The organism is Nocardioides flavus (ex Wang et al. 2016) (genome assembly GCF_014653115.1).
GTDB lineage: Bacteria > Actinomycetota > Actinomycetes > Propionibacteriales > Nocardioidaceae > Nocardioides > Nocardioides flavus.
Genome location: NZ_BNAD01000001.1, coordinates 866,180 through 880,085 on the forward strand (window position 1 = coordinate 866,180; position 13,906 = coordinate 880,085).

General features: G+C 74.8%; 17 protein-coding genes. 8 read left to right on the forward strand and 9 right to left on the reverse strand.

Annotated elements, in window-relative coordinates; translation table 11 throughout:
- Window positions 1–3 precede the first annotated feature (3 nt).
- From IE200_RS04225 to IE200_RS04255, 7 genes are all read right to left on the reverse strand, one after another.
- Window positions 4–717 (reverse strand): LytR/AlgR family response regulator transcription factor, encoded by a 714-nt coding sequence (locus tag IE200_RS04225; RefSeq protein WP_191278058.1) that lies wholly within the window; start codon window positions 715–717, stop codon window positions 4–6.
- On the reverse strand, window positions 714–1,841 hold the full coding sequence (locus IE200_RS04230; RefSeq protein WP_191278059.1) for a sensor histidine kinase: 1,128 nt from the start codon (window positions 1,839–1,841) through the stop codon (window positions 714–716). The genes IE200_RS04225 and IE200_RS04230 overlap by 4 nt, the downstream gene beginning before the upstream one ends.
- A 30-nt stretch (window positions 1,842–1,871) precedes the next feature.
- Window positions 1,872–2,558: a calcium-binding protein gene (locus IE200_RS04235; protein WP_191278060.1), complete on the reverse strand. Its 687-nt coding sequence runs from the start codon at window positions 2,556–2,558 to the stop codon at window positions 1,872–1,874.
- Window positions 2,555–3,145, reverse strand: a complete 591-nt coding sequence (locus IE200_RS04240) for a hypothetical protein (RefSeq protein ID WP_191278061.1) — start codon at window positions 3,143–3,145, stop codon at window positions 2,555–2,557. Before IE200_RS04240 ends, IE200_RS04235 begins: the two co-directional genes overlap by 4 nt.
- A complete protein-coding gene (locus IE200_RS21015) occupies window positions 3,142–4,626 on the reverse strand; it encodes a calcium-binding protein (protein WP_191278062.1) in 1,485 nt (494 codons plus the stop codon). Before IE200_RS21015 ends, IE200_RS04240 begins: the two co-directional genes overlap by 4 nt.
- A 190-nt stretch (window positions 4,627–4,816) precedes the next feature.
- On the reverse strand, window positions 4,817–5,665 hold the full coding sequence (locus IE200_RS04250; RefSeq protein WP_191278063.1) for a class I SAM-dependent methyltransferase: 849 nt from the start codon (window positions 5,663–5,665) through the stop codon (window positions 4,817–4,819).
- A gap of 23 nt (window positions 5,666–5,688) precedes the next feature.
- The gene (locus IE200_RS04255; protein ID WP_191278064.1) at window positions 5,689–7,008 is read right to left on the reverse strand and encodes a hypothetical protein; all 1,320 of its coding nucleotides are present in this window, start codon (window positions 7,006–7,008) and stop codon (window positions 5,689–5,691) included.
- Between the two features lie 87 nt (window positions 7,009–7,095).
- Here IE200_RS04255 and IE200_RS04260 point away from each other — a divergent pair, with 87 nt between their 5' ends.
- Window positions 7,096–7,812 (forward strand): Fic family protein, encoded by a 717-nt coding sequence (locus tag IE200_RS04260; RefSeq protein WP_191278065.1) that lies wholly within the window; start codon window positions 7,096–7,098, stop codon window positions 7,810–7,812.
- A 256-nt stretch (window positions 7,813–8,068) separates the two neighbouring features.
- Here IE200_RS04260 and IE200_RS04265 read toward each other — a convergent pair whose 3' ends face one another.
- On the reverse strand, window positions 8,069–8,866 hold the full coding sequence (locus tag IE200_RS04265) for an HAD family hydrolase (RefSeq protein ID WP_191278066.1): 798 nt from the start codon (window positions 8,864–8,866) through the stop codon (window positions 8,069–8,071).
- A gap of 133 nt (window positions 8,867–8,999) precedes the next feature.
- Here IE200_RS04265 and ssd point away from each other — a divergent pair, with 133 nt between their 5' ends.
- Genes ssd through IE200_RS04300 form a run of 7 tightly spaced genes read left to right on the forward strand, consistent with a single transcriptional unit; the run spans window position 9,000 to window position 13,589 of the window.
- Window positions 9,000–10,013, forward strand: coding sequence for a septum site-determining protein Ssd (ssd, locus tag IE200_RS04270; RefSeq protein WP_191278067.1), 1,014 nt, complete (start codon window positions 9,000–9,002; stop codon window positions 10,011–10,013).
- Window positions 10,010–11,173 (forward strand): TadA family conjugal transfer-associated ATPase, encoded by a 1,164-nt coding sequence (locus tag IE200_RS04275; RefSeq protein ID WP_191278068.1) that lies wholly within the window; start codon window positions 10,010–10,012, stop codon window positions 11,171–11,173. Before ssd ends, IE200_RS04275 begins: the two co-directional genes overlap by 4 nt.
- A complete protein-coding gene (locus tag IE200_RS04280) occupies window positions 11,170–11,850 on the forward strand; it encodes a type II secretion system F family protein (RefSeq protein WP_191278069.1) in 681 nt (226 codons plus the stop codon). The genes IE200_RS04275 and IE200_RS04280 overlap by 4 nt, the downstream gene beginning before the upstream one ends.
- Window positions 11,847–12,536, forward strand: a complete 690-nt coding sequence (locus IE200_RS04285; RefSeq protein ID WP_191278070.1) for a type II secretion system F family protein — start codon at window positions 11,847–11,849, stop codon at window positions 12,534–12,536. Before IE200_RS04280 ends, IE200_RS04285 begins: the two co-directional genes overlap by 4 nt.
- On the forward strand, window positions 12,533–12,880 hold the full coding sequence (locus IE200_RS20615; RefSeq protein WP_229856070.1) for a DUF4244 domain-containing protein: 348 nt from the start codon (window positions 12,533–12,535) through the stop codon (window positions 12,878–12,880). Before IE200_RS04285 ends, IE200_RS20615 begins: the two co-directional genes overlap by 4 nt.
- On the forward strand, window positions 12,880–13,242 hold the full coding sequence (locus IE200_RS04295) for a TadE family protein (RefSeq protein WP_191278071.1): 363 nt from the start codon (window positions 12,880–12,882) through the stop codon (window positions 13,240–13,242). Before IE200_RS20615 ends, IE200_RS04295 begins: the two co-directional genes overlap by 1 nt.
- On the forward strand, window positions 13,239–13,589 hold the full coding sequence (locus tag IE200_RS04300; protein WP_191278072.1) for an Rv3654c family TadE-like protein: 351 nt from the start codon (window positions 13,239–13,241) through the stop codon (window positions 13,587–13,589). Before IE200_RS04295 ends, IE200_RS04300 begins: the two co-directional genes overlap by 4 nt.
- A 4-nt stretch (window positions 13,590–13,593) precedes the next feature.
- On the opposite strand, the gene IE200_RS04305 is transcribed toward IE200_RS04300, so the two are convergent.
- Window positions 13,594–13,905 carry a hypothetical protein gene (locus IE200_RS04305; protein WP_191278073.1) on the reverse strand — a complete coding sequence of 104 codons (312 nt, stop codon included), beginning with the start codon at window positions 13,903–13,905 and terminating at the stop codon, window positions 13,594–13,596.
- Between the last annotated feature and the right edge of the window lies 1 nt (window position 13,906).

Here is a 13,906-nt window from a genome sequence, read left to right on the forward strand (position 1 = left end):
CCGTCAGGACTCGCGTCGGGTCAGCACCGAGCGCAGCTCGCGGGTGTGGCGGCGGCTCACCGGGAGCTCGGTGCCCCCGATCACCACGCTCACCCGTCCGCCCTCGCTGCGCACCTCGTCGACGTGGGGGAGCGCGACCAGGACCGAGCGGTGGATCCGTACGAAGCCGGCCGGCGCCCACTGCTCGGCGAGGGAGGACAGCGGCGTGCGGACGAGGTGCGAGCCCTCGGCGGTGTGCAGACGGGCGTAGTCGCCCTGCGCCTCGACGTGGGTGATCTCGGAGCGGTTGATGAAGCGGGTCACGCCGCCGCGCTCGACGGGGATCTGCACGTCGCCCGACGGTGCGGGGCCGCCGGCCTCCACCACCCGGCGTACGGCCTCGGCGAGCCGCTCCTCGCGCACCGGCTTGAGGACGTAGTCGACGGCGCGCAGCTCGAAGGCCGCGACCGCGTGCTCCTCGTGGGCCGTCACGAACACCACCGGCGGCGGGGACTTGAAGCGCGAGAGCACCTGCGCGAGATCGAGACCGGTGAGCCCGGGCATCTGGACGTCGAGGAAGACCGCGTCGACCTCCTCGGCCTGCAGCACCCGCAGCGCTTCGGTGGCGGAGTCGCTGCCCCGCACCTCGCCGACGCGCGGGTCGCGGCCGAGCAGGAAGGTGAGCTCGTCGAGGGCAGGACGCTCGTCGTCGATCACGAGGACCTTCAGACCTGTCATACCTGGACTCCCGGGGCGAACTTGGGCACCCGCACGATCACCTTGGTGCCCGCGCCGGGTGCGGTCTCGACGACCAGACCGTAGTCGTCGCCGTAGGCGTTGCGCAGGCGCGCGTCCACGTTGCCGAGGCCGACGGAGTCCATCGAGGCGTCTCCGGCCAGCGCCTGGCGCACGCGCTCGGGGTCCTCACCGGTCCCGTCGTCCTCCACCTCGATCACGCACTCCTGGTCGAGGTCGCGCGCGGTGATGGACAGCCGGCCGACGCCGTCGGCCTTGTCGGCGCTGGCCTCGAGGCCGTGGCGCACGGCGTTCTCGACGAGCGGCTGGATGCACAGGAACGGCACCGCCACGGGCAGCACCTCGGGCGCGACCTGCAAGGTCACCTGGAGCCGGTCGCCGAAGCGCGCCTGCTCGAGGAGGAGGTAGCGCTCGACGGAGCGCAGCTCCTCGGCCAGCGTCGTGTACTCGCCGTGGCGTCGGAACGAGTAGCGGGTGAAGTCGGCGAACTCCAGCAGCAGCTCGCGGGCCCGGTCGGGGTCCGTACGGACGAAGCTGGCGATCGCGCCGAGGGAGTTGTAGACGAAGTGGGGGCTGATCTGGGCCCGCAGCGCGCGCACCTCGGCCTCCATCAGCCGCGTCCGCGACGCGTCGAGCTCGGCGAGCTCGAGCTGCCCGCTGACCCAGGAGGCGACCTCGTCGGCGGCGCGCACCAGCCCACCGGTGGTGTGCGGGGCCCCGACCACGAGCGCCCCGACGAGGGTGTCCTCGACGACCAGCGGGCTCACGATGGCCTGGCGCACCTCGCAGCCCCCGTCGTCACACACGAGTGTCCGCTCGTCGACGATCATCGTGCGCCCGGTCTCGGCGACCTGCTTGATGGTGGCGGCGAGCTGCGAGCGGTGGTGCCCGCCGAGCCCGTCCCACGCCAGCAGCCCGCTGGTGTCACCCAGTCCGGCCGCGGGCGTGCCGAGCAGCGCGCGCAGGTGGCGGACCGACTTCTCCGCGCTGGTGGTGGTCAGCCCCTCACGCAGCGCGGGACTCGCCAGGGAGGCGTTGTGCAGGGCGCGGAACGCGGCGCGGTCCGCCTCGCCGCCCAGCGACGTACGCCGCCATCTCCACGCCATGGCCGGAGACTAACCCGGCGTCGGGTCCGTTCAGCGCTCGCAGCGTCGCTCGCGCTCCGCGGCGCAGCGGTCTCGACCCGTGCCACCGTCGGCGCGGTCGCGTCCGCCGCCGCCGAGCAGGACGTCGCCCCCGGCCTTGCCTGCGAGACGGTCGTCGCCGCCCCCGCCGACGAGGCGGTCCTCGCCGAAGCCGCCCACGAGGGCGTCCTTGCCGGAGCCGCCCTTGAGCGTGTCGTCGCCGCGGGTGCCGGACAGCTCGTCGTCGCCGGCCCCGCCGTTGGCGGTGAGCGTCTCCGCGCACCGGATGTCGGACTCGAAGCTCGAGTCGTACTGCCGCTCGACGGAGTCGTCACCGCCGCCGAGGCGTACGACGCCGGTGCAGGCCGTGAGGCCGATGTCGTTGGGGCCGTCCGTGCCGCGCACGGTGACGCTCGGGGCGAACACGTCGGCGTCCTCGAAGCCCGAGGTCGTCACGTCGTAGGGCGTCGCGGCTGCGACACCCATCGTCCCGGCGGCAAGGTCGAGGTCGATGCCGGCCTCCTCGGACGCCACGTACATGCTGTCGCGGCCGGCGCCGCCGAGGATGCGGCTCGACGGCGTGGGCGGGCTCGGCGAGGACCAGCGGTCGTCGCCGCCGCCGAGGCTGGCGTCGAGGACCGCGTCGTCCACCGAGGACCACGCGAGGGTCTCGTCGCCACTGGTGCCGACGAAGCTCATCCGCTGGGAGCCAGCGGACTGCTCGACCCCGAACCCTTCGAGCCCTGCCCACGTCGCGCGGACCTCTCCGCCCGCGGTGAAGCGGCCGGCCGCATTGTCGACGACGACGTCACCGGGGCCGGTGGTGATGCTGACGAAGTCGACACCGCCGCCGCCGTCGACGGTGTCGACGCCCCCTGCGGCGTCGGGTAGTCGAGCACGACGGAGTCGCCCGCGCCGCCACCGAGGAAGGTGTCCACGCCGGACCCCATCTGCGCGTGGACCTCCTGCCGCGGCGAGCCGGTGCCGTCGACGACGTCCTTGCCGTCGCCCGCCCGGACGTCCACAGCGAGGTAGCGGCCCGTGTAGGGCCCGGTGATGCACACGAGGTCGTCGCCGCCCTTGGCGTGGACCGCCCGGGCGCCGTTGGTGAGGATCACGTCCGGGCCCTCCGTGCCATCGACGCGGTGCCCGGCCCCGACGATCGTCGCGGTCCTGCCCTGGCAGGTCTCGGCGGCGCCGCTGGCCGCGCCCGCGCCGAGCAGGGCCAGGCCCGGGACGGTGAGGCCGATCAGCGCTGCGGCCGTCAGGGAGGTCGTACGCCTCATCGCTCGCACCGCGTCTTCCGCTCGCCGACGCAGCGGTCGCGCCCGTTGCTGCCGTCGACCCGGTCTCGCCCGGGCCCTCCGATCAGCACGTCGTCGGCCGAGCGTCCGTTGATCACGTCGTTGCCCGCGCCACCGCTGACCCTGTCGCGGCCCTGTCCGCCGTCGACCTCGTCGTTGCCGCGGCTGCCGCGGACCCGGTCGTCGCCGCCGCGACCCTCGATGGTGTCGTGCCCGCGACCGCCGATGAGCAGGTCGGCCTTGTTGGAGCCGCGCAGGGTGTCGCGGCCGTCACCGGCGTTCATCGTGACCTCGCCGGTGCAGTCGAACCTGTAGGACTCGAAGATCCCGTCGAACTGCCAGCCGAGGTAGTCGTCGCCCAGGCCGCCGCGCAGCGTGGCGTCGCAGCCGTTCCACCGGAGCTCGTTGTCGTCGTCGTCGCCGTTCATCACGACCTCCGGGGCCATCAGGAAGGCGTCCTCGAGACCGACGGCGACCGCGTCCACCCCGCCGGCGCCGAAGCGCTGGGTCGCCAGGTCGAGCGCGAGGCGCCCGGTCTCGGTCGCGGCGACGAGGGTGTCGGTGCCCGCGCCGGTGTCGATGCGGCTGCCCGCGCCGATCGCGGTGGCGGGCTCGAGGAAGACGTCGTCGTCACCACCACCCGTGGTCACGTCGAGCGTGGGTACGCCGTCGGTGGGGCGCAGCGTCACGTCGTCATCGCCCTCGGTGCCGCGGTAGGCGACGGTGCCGGTCCCGACCTCGAGGCTGCTGAACTCGAACGACGTGAAGGCGGCCGTCCCCTGCGGGGAGGTGAAGGTGCCTGCTGTCATGTCGAGAGCCAGGTCGCCCGACCCGCCGGTGAGGCGCAGGCCGTCCTCGCCCGCGCCGCCGTCGAGCACGGCGTCGGCCGTGGCGTTGGCAGCGCCCAGGTAGAGCCGGTCGGTGCCGAGGCCGAGGCGGACCACGTCACGGTTCGGGGTGCCGGCCGCGCCGGTCCAGGCCGTGTCGTCGCCGTCGCCGGTGTCGATCGTGTCCCTCTCGGTGTCGGCGCCGAAGGTGTAGCCCCCGTTGGCGGTGCTCGCCCGCTCGCCGGCGTACACCGTGTCGGAGGCCGGGCCGCCGGCGAACGTGTCGGCCCCCGCGCCCAGGACGGTGGTGACGTAGAAGCCGGCCGCGAGCGCGGTCGTGTCGACCACGTCGTCGCCGGCCCCGGCGACCACGGACAGCAGGTTGGAGCTGCCGCCGGGACCGGTCACGCAGATCAGGTCGTCGCCGCCGAGCGCGTCGACCACGCCCGCTGCTGCGGTCACGATCACGTCGCGACCCTCGGTGCCGGTCACGGTGGGCCCGGTCCCGACGATGGTGGCGGCCTCGCCCCGGCAGGTCTCGCCCGCAGCTGTGGCCGCGGGGCTGGTCCAGGTGGTCGGCGTGAGCACGGCCAGGCCGAGCAGCGCGGCAGTGGTCAGTGATGTCGTACGTCGCATGAGGTCCCCCGAGTTCGTCGTGGCGCTTCCGGACGTGTGATGCGCGGGCGGCCCGGAAGGTTGCGTGGCCCCCCGCAGGGTTCCACGACCGCGGTCCGGGGCAGGGTGAGGACATGCGACGACGTCCTTCCCCGATCCGCCCCGCCGCGGCCGCCGCGCTCGTGTGCCTTCTCGCCGCTGAGCGGTCGGCTCAGCGGAAGTCGATGAGCAGCATGTCGGTGTCGGTCCCGTCGCTGACGAGCGGCCCGTCCGGCTCGCGCTCCTCGGGTGCGGGGCCGGTGTCGTCGCGGTCGACCACCGCGGCCCGGTAGCACCGGGTGACGTACGGGATCCGCATGCCGTCCATGCCGCGGCCGTAGTCGTCGTAGAACGCCAGCACGTCGGCGAGGTGCTGCTCGCGCTCCTCCTCGCCCATCACCGCGAAGCTCGACCGTGACCGTGCCATGTCGACGATCGTCTCGCGGTCGATCTCCTGCCAGTGCTTGAAGCTCGCCTCCTCCATGAACCCGAAGAGGTCGCTGTGCACGAGGTGCTCCGCCGAGGAGGTGTCGAGGTCCTGGCGCCCGAGGATGTCGCCCATCCGCCGCACCCACGGGATCCGCTCGTCGCGGCTGTTCCACACCAGGGCGACGTGGCCTCCCGGCTTGAGCACGCGCGCGATCTCGGGCAACGCCGCCCGGTGGTCGAACCAGTGGAACGCCTGCGCGACCACCACCACGTCGACGGAGCGGTCGTTGGCCGGGATCTCCTCCGCGGCGGCGACCTTCGCGCTCACCTCGGGCACCCGCTCGCGCAGCACCTCGAGCATCGCCTCGTCCGGCTCGGTCGCGAACACCGCGTGACCCTGGTCGACGAGCTTGCGCGTCAGCTTGCCGGTGCCTGCCCCGAGCTCGAGGACCACCTTGGCCTCGCCGCCGGCGAGCCATGCGACCGCCTCGGCCGGGTATGCCGGCCGGCCGCGGTCGTACGCCTCGGCGACGGCCCCGAAGGAGCGTGCGCGATCGGCGTGGGCGGGGCTGGAGGTGGGTTCGTCGCTCATCGCCGCAAGGCTACAAGTGACGCTCAGCGACGCACCTCGCACCGCCGCCGCACCTCGGCTCCGCACACGTCGCGCCCCTTCTTGCCGTCCGCGCGGTCGCGGCCGGGACCGCCGACGAGCACGTCGGGTCCGCGGCCGCCGATCATGACGTCGTTGCCTGCGCCGCCGAGCATCCGCGTCCTCGGGCGACGGCAGCGCAGGCTCTCGTCCACCACCTCGTCGAAGGTCGAGATCCGGTCGCGCCCCGCGCGGCCGGCCACGGTGGAGCGGCAGGCGTACACCTCCAGCTGGTTGCGGCGCGCGGTCCCACGCAGCTCGACCTCCGTCGCCATCACCGACGCGTCCTCGAAACGCGCGACCCGTGCCGCCCGTCCACGTCGGTCACTCGTCGCGAGGCGAGCGCGGGCCAGGTCGAGCTCGACGGCGACCTCGTCGGGGAGCAGGAGCTCGACGCGGTCGTGCCCACCGCCACCGTGCTGGGTCGACGCCCGCGTCATGCCGTCGACGCCCGGGGCCTGGTACCGCAGGGTGTCGTCCCCGCCGCCCATGCGCACGTCGTGCCCTCGGGCGTCCCACAGCTCCAGCGAGAGGGACTCGTCGCGACTGCTGCCCCGGAAGCTGATCCACCGGGGGCCGCGCTCGGCGAAGACCGTGAAGTCGGTGAACCCGGTGAACGGCAGGGCCGGGTGCTGGTCGACGGTCAGGGTCCCGGCGCGGTTGTCGATCGCGATCGTCTCCGTGAGCACGGCGTCCAGGGCCAGGGTGCTGCGGGAGCCGGCATCGACCACGGTGCTCGGCGTCGGGACGCCCGCCCACCGCAGGATGCCCCGGTCCAGGTGGACCTCGTCGGCGTTCGCGACGCCACGGCTGCCCGAGTCGACCTCGTCAGGCTCGTACCGCGAGGACGTTGCGGGCCCGGTGTCGATCACGTCGCGCTCGCTGTCGGTCATGTCCGCAGAACCGGGCGCGGACGCACCCGCGAACACGATGTCGCGCGCGGCTCCGCCGACGAAGCGGTCGCTGCCGGCGCCGAGGCGCGCGGTCGTGGACAGCTGCGTCACCGCGGTCGTGTCGACCACGTCGTCGCCGTCGCCGGCCCGGACCTGCGCACCGCGCACGGTCACGCAGAGGAGGTCGTCGCCGCCGAGCGCGTCGACCTGCAGCGACCCGTTGGTGACGATCACGTCGCGTCCCTCGGTGCCGGTCAGCACGAAGGCCCCCGGGGTGCCGACGATGGTGGCCGGCTGCCCCTGGCAGGTCTCGCCGGCGGCGGTCGCGCCCGTGGGCGCGAGGAGGGTCAGGCCGAGCAGGGCGGTGGTGGTCAACGTGGCGCTGCGGAGCATCGGTCCCCCGGAGGATCGGTGTGGGTGGTGGGCGTCGGTGTGGGACGCGCCACCGGGGCCGGAAGTTGTCGGGGCTACCGTCCTCCCATGACCGACCCGCTCGCCTGGCTCACCGACCTCGAAGGGGTGCCCTCGGCCTACGCCGGTGTCCGCGACGGGATCGACGTGATGCTCCGCGACCGCGGGCTGCGTCGTACGTCTCCGGAGATGACGGCCGAGTCGTTGCTGCGCGGCGCCCACGCGAGCGCGGTGCTCGAGGGCTCGTCGTCGACTCTCGAGCAGGTGCGGGCGGGGGAGGGCGACGAGATCGCCGCCGACGCCGTACGGCTGTCCGCCTCGATGCTCGCCCTGGCTCCCTTGCTCAAGACCGCCCCGCTGCAGGCGATCGCGCGCCTGCACACGGTGGTGGCCTCGTCGTCGCTGGCTCCCGAGGAGCTCGGTCGCCCGCGCGACGCCGCCTCCGCGGACCGGCTGCGCGGCGTCTCGGAGCTCCTGCTGTCCGGCACGTCGGCGCCCGCGCTGCTGGTCGCCGCGATCGCGCATGCCGACGTGGCGACCGCCGCCCCCTTCGCCTCCCACAACGGGATCGTGGCCCGCGCGCTCGAGCGGCTCGTGCTGGTCTCCCGCGGCGTCGACGCGAAGTCGCTCGTCGTGCCCGAGGCCGGACACCTCGCCCAGCGTGCGGCGTACGAGTCCAACCTGCGTGCCTACAGCGACGGCGGGCCGCGCGGGGTGCACGCCTGGGCGCTCTACGGGGCGGAGGCGTTCGCCGCGGGGGCCGAGGCCTCGCCGCTGCGGGGATAGACCGAGCCCCGGACATGCGAGCGGCACCCGCTCACATGGATCGGGTGCCGCCGCTGACACGTGATGCCGTGGCTACCAAGCGTGCTCTTCTCAATCGCTGCCTCGGGCAGATCCCGATCGGCCAGCACCCCATCGGATGGGTGGATCGCCGCGTGGGTACCCGGATCACGTGCTGCTGTGGAGTTCTGTACCCAGTTCTAGTCCGCCCCGGTGACACCTTCAAGGCTTGACTTTGGCGGGTGTCGGTGGGTCTCGCTCAGGCGTCGAGGATCCGCCTGCGACGGTTGGCCCAGAGGACTCCACCCGCCGCTATCGCGCCACCGACGGCCAGCGCGGCGAGGGTGGGCCGCGTGGGCGGGACGGGCAGCCGACGGCGCAGCGCGACCGGTCGTACGAACAGCAGCACCGGCCAGTCGCGGGTTCCGGCGATGCGACGCAGCTCCCGGTCGGGGTTCACCGCGAACGGGTGTCCGACGACCTCGAGCATGTGGACGTCGGTGACCGAGTCGCTGTAGGCGAAGCACGCGTCGAGGTCGTATCCGACGGTCTCGGCGAGGCGCTCGATGGCGCGGGCCTTCTCCTCGGCGTAGGCGTAGTAGTCGATGGTGCCGGTGTACTTGCCGTCGACGATCTCCATCCGGGTCGCGACCACCCGGTCGGCGCCCAGCATCTCGCCGATCGGCTCCACGACCTCGGCGCCGGAGGCGGAGACGATGACGATGTCGCGGCCCGCCGCGCGGTGCTCCTCGATGAGGGTGACCGCCTCGTCGTAGACCAGCGGCTCCACGATGGTGGTGAGGGTCTCGTGGACGATCTCGCGGACCGTGGCGACGTCCCAGCCGGCGCACAGCTGCGACATGAACTCGCGCATCTTGTCCATCTGGTCGTGGTCGGCGCCGCCGGTGAAGAACAGGAACTGGGCGTACGCCGAGCGCAGCATGGCGCGCCTCGAGATCAGCCCGCCCGCCTGGAACTCGCGGCTGAAGGCCAACGTGCTCGACTTGGCGATGATCGTCTTGTCGAGGTCGAAGAAGGCCGCTGTCGGGCGGGTCATGCGGCCATCGTAGGTGCCGGGCGACCGCCTTCGTGGGCCATCGCGCATCCACAGGCGGGCGCGCGCGGCACTTGTCCACAGGCCGGCGACCACGCCCGAGCCAGAAGTCGGTGCCGCAGCGGACGCTCCTCGCATGCCGGTCCTGCTGATCACTCGTTCCTCGTCGGTCCACGAAGCCGTCGTCCCGCTCTGCGCCGCCGCAGGCATCGCTGCCGAGGTCTGTGCCGACCCCGACCTGTCGCTGGCGACGTGGCGAGAGGCCGACCTGGTGCTGGTCGGGGCCGACCTCGCAGGCCCGGTCGGGGGGCTCGCGCCACCGAGACGGCCGGGGGTCCACGTCGTCGGCGCACCGCCTGACGACAGCGCGTTCCGCCACGCGGTGACCCTCGGTGCCGACTCCGTGGTCGACCTGCCCGACGGCGCGGCCTGGCTGTCCGGGGCGCTCGCCGACGTGGGTGAGCGCGGCTCGCCGGGACGTCTCGTGGGGGTCGTCGGCGGCACGGGCGGGGCCGGGGCGACGACCCTCGCCTGCGCGCTGGCGCAGTGGCACGCGCGGCGTGGGCCGACGCTGCTGGTGGACGGCGACCCCCTGGGGCCCGGCGTGGACCGCCTGCTGGGGATGGAGGACCTGCCGGGGGTGCGGTGGGAGGCGCTCGCCGAGACGTCGGGACGCCTGGGCGCTGGGGCGCTGCGGGAGGGCGTACCCCGACGGGACCACCTCGGCGTCCTCACCTGGTCGGGCCTGCGGCGGCGGCTCGACGTGCCCACCGTCCGCAGGGTCCTGCCTGCGGGTGTGCGGGGCCACGGGCTGGTCGTCGTCGACCTGGCCCGCCAGGGCGGCGCGGGCATCGTCGAGCTGGCCGACCGGTGCGACGACCTGCTGGTCGTCACGCCGGCGACGGTGCCCGGCCTCGCCGCCACCGCACGGTTGGTCGCCGACCTCGGCCGCGCCGGCCGCGCCGGACTGGTGGTGCGTCCCGGTGGGCTCGGCGACGCCGACGCGGAGCGGGTGACGGGGCTGCCGGTGGTCGCCGCGGTCGCCGACCAGCGCGGGCTCGCCGCCGCGCTCGACCGGGGCCTGGGACCGCTCGCCGGGCGAGGGCCGCTCGCCCGCGCGGTCCGCGACCTGCTGGCGGACGCCGCATGAGCACCCCGGTCCCCGACGTGGTCCTCGACGACGTGCGCCGCCGCCTCGCCGCGACGGCCGGCGAGCTGACGCCCCACCGGGTGGCGGAGGCGCTGCGTGCGTCGGGGTCGCCCGTCGGCGACGCGACGGTCCTCGCGGTCCACGACCTGCTCCGCCGCGACGTGCTCGGTGCCGGCCCGCTGGAGGACCTGCTCCGGCTCCCCGACGTCACCGACGTGCTCGTCAACCGCCCGGACGAGGTCTGGATCGACCGCGGCACCGGGCTGGAGCGGGTGCCGGTGACCTTCCCCGACGACGCCTCCGTGCGCCGCCTCGCCCAACGACTGGCCGCCTCGGCCGGGCGGCGGCTCGACGACGCCACCCCGCACGCCGACGTACGCCTCCCCGACGGCACCCGCTTCCACGCGGTGCTGGCCCCCGTCGCCCGCTCCGGCACGGTCCTCTCGCTGCGGGTGCCCCGCGGCCGCGTGTGGACCCTGCCCGAGCTGGTCGAGGCGGGCGCGGTGCCGCCGGACGGCGCGTTCCTGCTCGAGGAGGTCGTCGACTCGCGCTGCGCGTTCCTCGTCACCGGCGGCACCGGCACCGGCAAGACGTCGGTGCTCTCGGCACTGCTGTCCCTGGTCGACCCGGGAGAACGGATCGTGGTCGTCGAGGACGCCAGCGAGCTCCGGCCCGAGCACGGGCACGTCGTCGCCCTCGAGGGGCGCCCGGCCAACGTCGAGGGCGCCGGTGAGATCTCCCTGCAGACCCTCGTGCGCCAGGCCCTGCGGATGCGTCCAGACAGGCTCGTCGTCGGGGAGGTGCGCGGATCTGAGGTGGTCGACCTGCTCGCCGCCCTCAACACCGGCCACGGCGGCGGCTGCGGCACGCTCCACGCCAACTCGGCCGCTGACGTCCCGGCGCGGATCGAGGCGCTCGCGCTCGCCGCGGGCCTGCCGCGTGCGGCCGCGCACAGCCAGCTCGCCTCGGCGCTCGACGTGGTGATCCACCTCGGCCGCGGCCGCGACGGGCGCAGGCGCATCCTCGAGCTGGGGGTCCCCGAGCGGGACGACTCGGGGCTGGTCGTCCTGCGGACCGCGGCGACCTTCGTGTCCGACCGTGTGGCGCGCGGCCCGGCGGCCGGAGCCCTGGCAGCGCGCCTTCGCTCGGCGGCCCGGTGAACGCCTGGGTCGCGGCCGTCCTCGCCGCGCTGCTCACCGCGACGGCGGTCGCGTGCCTCGTGCCACCCGTCCGGTCGACCCCGGGAGTGCCGCGACCCGCGCTGCGGGTGCGCCCCTTCTCCCCGTACGCCGCCCGCCGCCGCACCGCGGCCGACCAGGCCGCGGTGCTCGAGGTGTGCGACCTCCTCGCCGCCGACCTCGCCGCCGGCCGCCCGCCCGAGGCCGCGCTCTCGGCTGCGGCCGAGCGCTGGCCGCCGCTCGTCCCCGTGGTCGACGCACTGCGCCTCGGCGCGGACGTCCCTGACGCGATGCGTCGCCTGGCGAGCGCCCGGAAGGGCGCGGCGGACCTCCACTGGGTCGCCGGGGCCTGGCAGGTCGCCCAGCACTCGGGGCACGGGCTGGCCACGGCGCTCGAGCGCACCTCCCGGGGCCTGCGGGCCCGACGGCGGACCCGGCGTCTCGTCGACTCCGAGCTGGCCTCGGCCCGGGCGACCGCCCGGCTGGTCGCCTGCCTGCCCGTGGCGGTGCTGCTCATGGGCTCGGGAGCCGGCTCCGACCCGTGGTCGTTCCTGCTCGGCACCCCGGTCGGCTGGGTCTGTGCTGCCGTGGGGGCGAGCCTCCTCGTCGTGGGGCTCTGGTGGATCGAGCGGCTGGCCGACCGGGCGGCCGCGCCATGACCTGGCTCAGCGTGGCCCTCACTGCCGCGGCGGTGGCGGTGGCGCTGCCGTCCTTGCCGCCGCTGGGCGCCGTCCGGGTGCGCGGGCCGGGCGGAGGCGGGCTGCGACCGGTGGCGGTGGTCGGCGTCGCGATCGGCGGCTGGCTGGTGGTCGGGGGCACCGCCGGTCTGGTCGTCGCCCTGGTCGCGGCCGCGCTGGCGCGCCACGCGCTCGCAGGTGCTGAGACCGCGCCCGCCCGACGCGAGCGCGAGGAGGTGGAGCGGACCCTGCCCCACCTCGTCGACCTGTTCGCCTCGACGCTGCGTGCCGGGGCCGAACCCGTCGCCGGCCTCGCCCGCGTGTGCGCCGCCCTGCCCGGCCCCGCCGCCGAGCGGCTGGCGCCGGTGGTCGAGCGTGCCCGCTGGGGCTCCGGAGCCGACGCGTGGGCCGCGGTCGCCGACGACGAGTCGCTGGCGCCGCTGGCTCGCGCCCTCGTGCGGTCCCAGGTCTCCGGGGCCTCCGTGGTCCAGGCCGTCGAACGCCTCGCCGACGAGCTCGAGCGGGAGTCGCTCGCGCGCGCCGAGGACGCAGCGCGCCGGGTCGGCGTGGCTGCCGCCGTCCCGCTGGGGGTGTGCCTGCTGCCGGCCTTCATGCTGCTCGGTGTCGTGCCGACGGTCGCCTCGCTGTTCGGCACGGTGGCGCCGTGACGGACCACCGGATCGACCGCCGCACGGGCCGCGAGGTGTCCACAGGGCTGCTGCTGGAGGCGTCCTCCACAGGCGGGACGGAGTACGGGTGCGGGCGCTCCGGGCTGCTCGCAGGCTGGTCCCGGTCGGGGCTCATCGGGAGCTCCGCGACGACAGGGGAAACGATGATGGTCCAGCGTCACGACAGGTCGGAGTCGGGCATCACCACCGCGGAGTACGCCGTGGGCACCGCGGCCGGGGCCGGGTTCGCCGGCCTCCTCTACACGCTGCTGACGGGGGCGTTCGGCGATCGGCTGCTCGAGCGGCTCTTCACGCACGTCATGGGTCTGCTCGGCATCGGCTGATGGCCGTGCGGGCTCGGCACGAGCGTGGCGCGGCGACCGCCGAGCTCGCCATCGGCATCCCGTTGCTGGTCGCGTTGACCGCCGGTCTGGTGTGGATGCTGGCGGTCGGCGCGGCGCAGGTCCGCGTCGTCGACGCCTCCCGCGAGGCTGCCCGGGTCGTGGCCCGGGGTGACGACGTGTCCTCGGCCGAGGCGGTCGCCCTGCGGATCGCTCCGGAGTCGGCGCGGGTGCACGTCGCGCTGGCGGACGGCCGGGTGGAGGTCACGACGACCGCCCGCGTGCGGGGGCCGGGCGGGCTGCTGGGGTCCCTGCCGGGGGTGACGGTGAGCGCCGCCGCCGTCGCGGTGGTGGAGCAGTCATGAGGCGGCGTGACGACGACACGGGTGGAGCCACCGTCCTGGTGGTGGCGATGGCGGGGGTGCTGGTATTCGTGATGGCCGGCCTGGGTGCGGCGGGCGGCCTGGTCGTCGCGCAGCGCCGCGTCCAGGCGGCCGCCGACCTCGCGGCGCTCGCCGGTGCGACCGCCACCGGCGACCCGTGCGGGGAGGCTGCCCGGGTCGCGGCCGCCAACGACGCGGCCCTGGACCGGTGCAGCCTCGACGCCGAGGTCGTCAGCGTCGTGGTGTCCGTGCCCGGACCGGTGTTGTCGTGGGCGTCGAGGTGGTCGCAGGTCCGGGTGAGCGCCGAGGCGCGCGCCGGTCCCGGGTGAGCCCTCAGGCGGTGTCGTGCCGCTCGGGGGTCTCGTCGCGGCGCTCGGCCTCGACCCGCTCGAGCTTCTCGTTGAGCTTGGCCAGCTCCTTGCGCTCGCGCCGGTGCGCCAGGCTGCGCTTCGTGCCCCACTTGAGGATCGCGAACCCCCACAGGATGGCGGCGCCTGCGGCGACCCCGACGAGGAAGGACTCGAGCGTGGTCACGTTGAAGCCGAGCAGCTCGCCGCCGCCGCCGGGCACGTCCTCGCTGACGAAGATGGCGGACAGCACCGCGATGGCGCCGAGGATGAGGAGGCCGAGGCCGAGGATCACCATG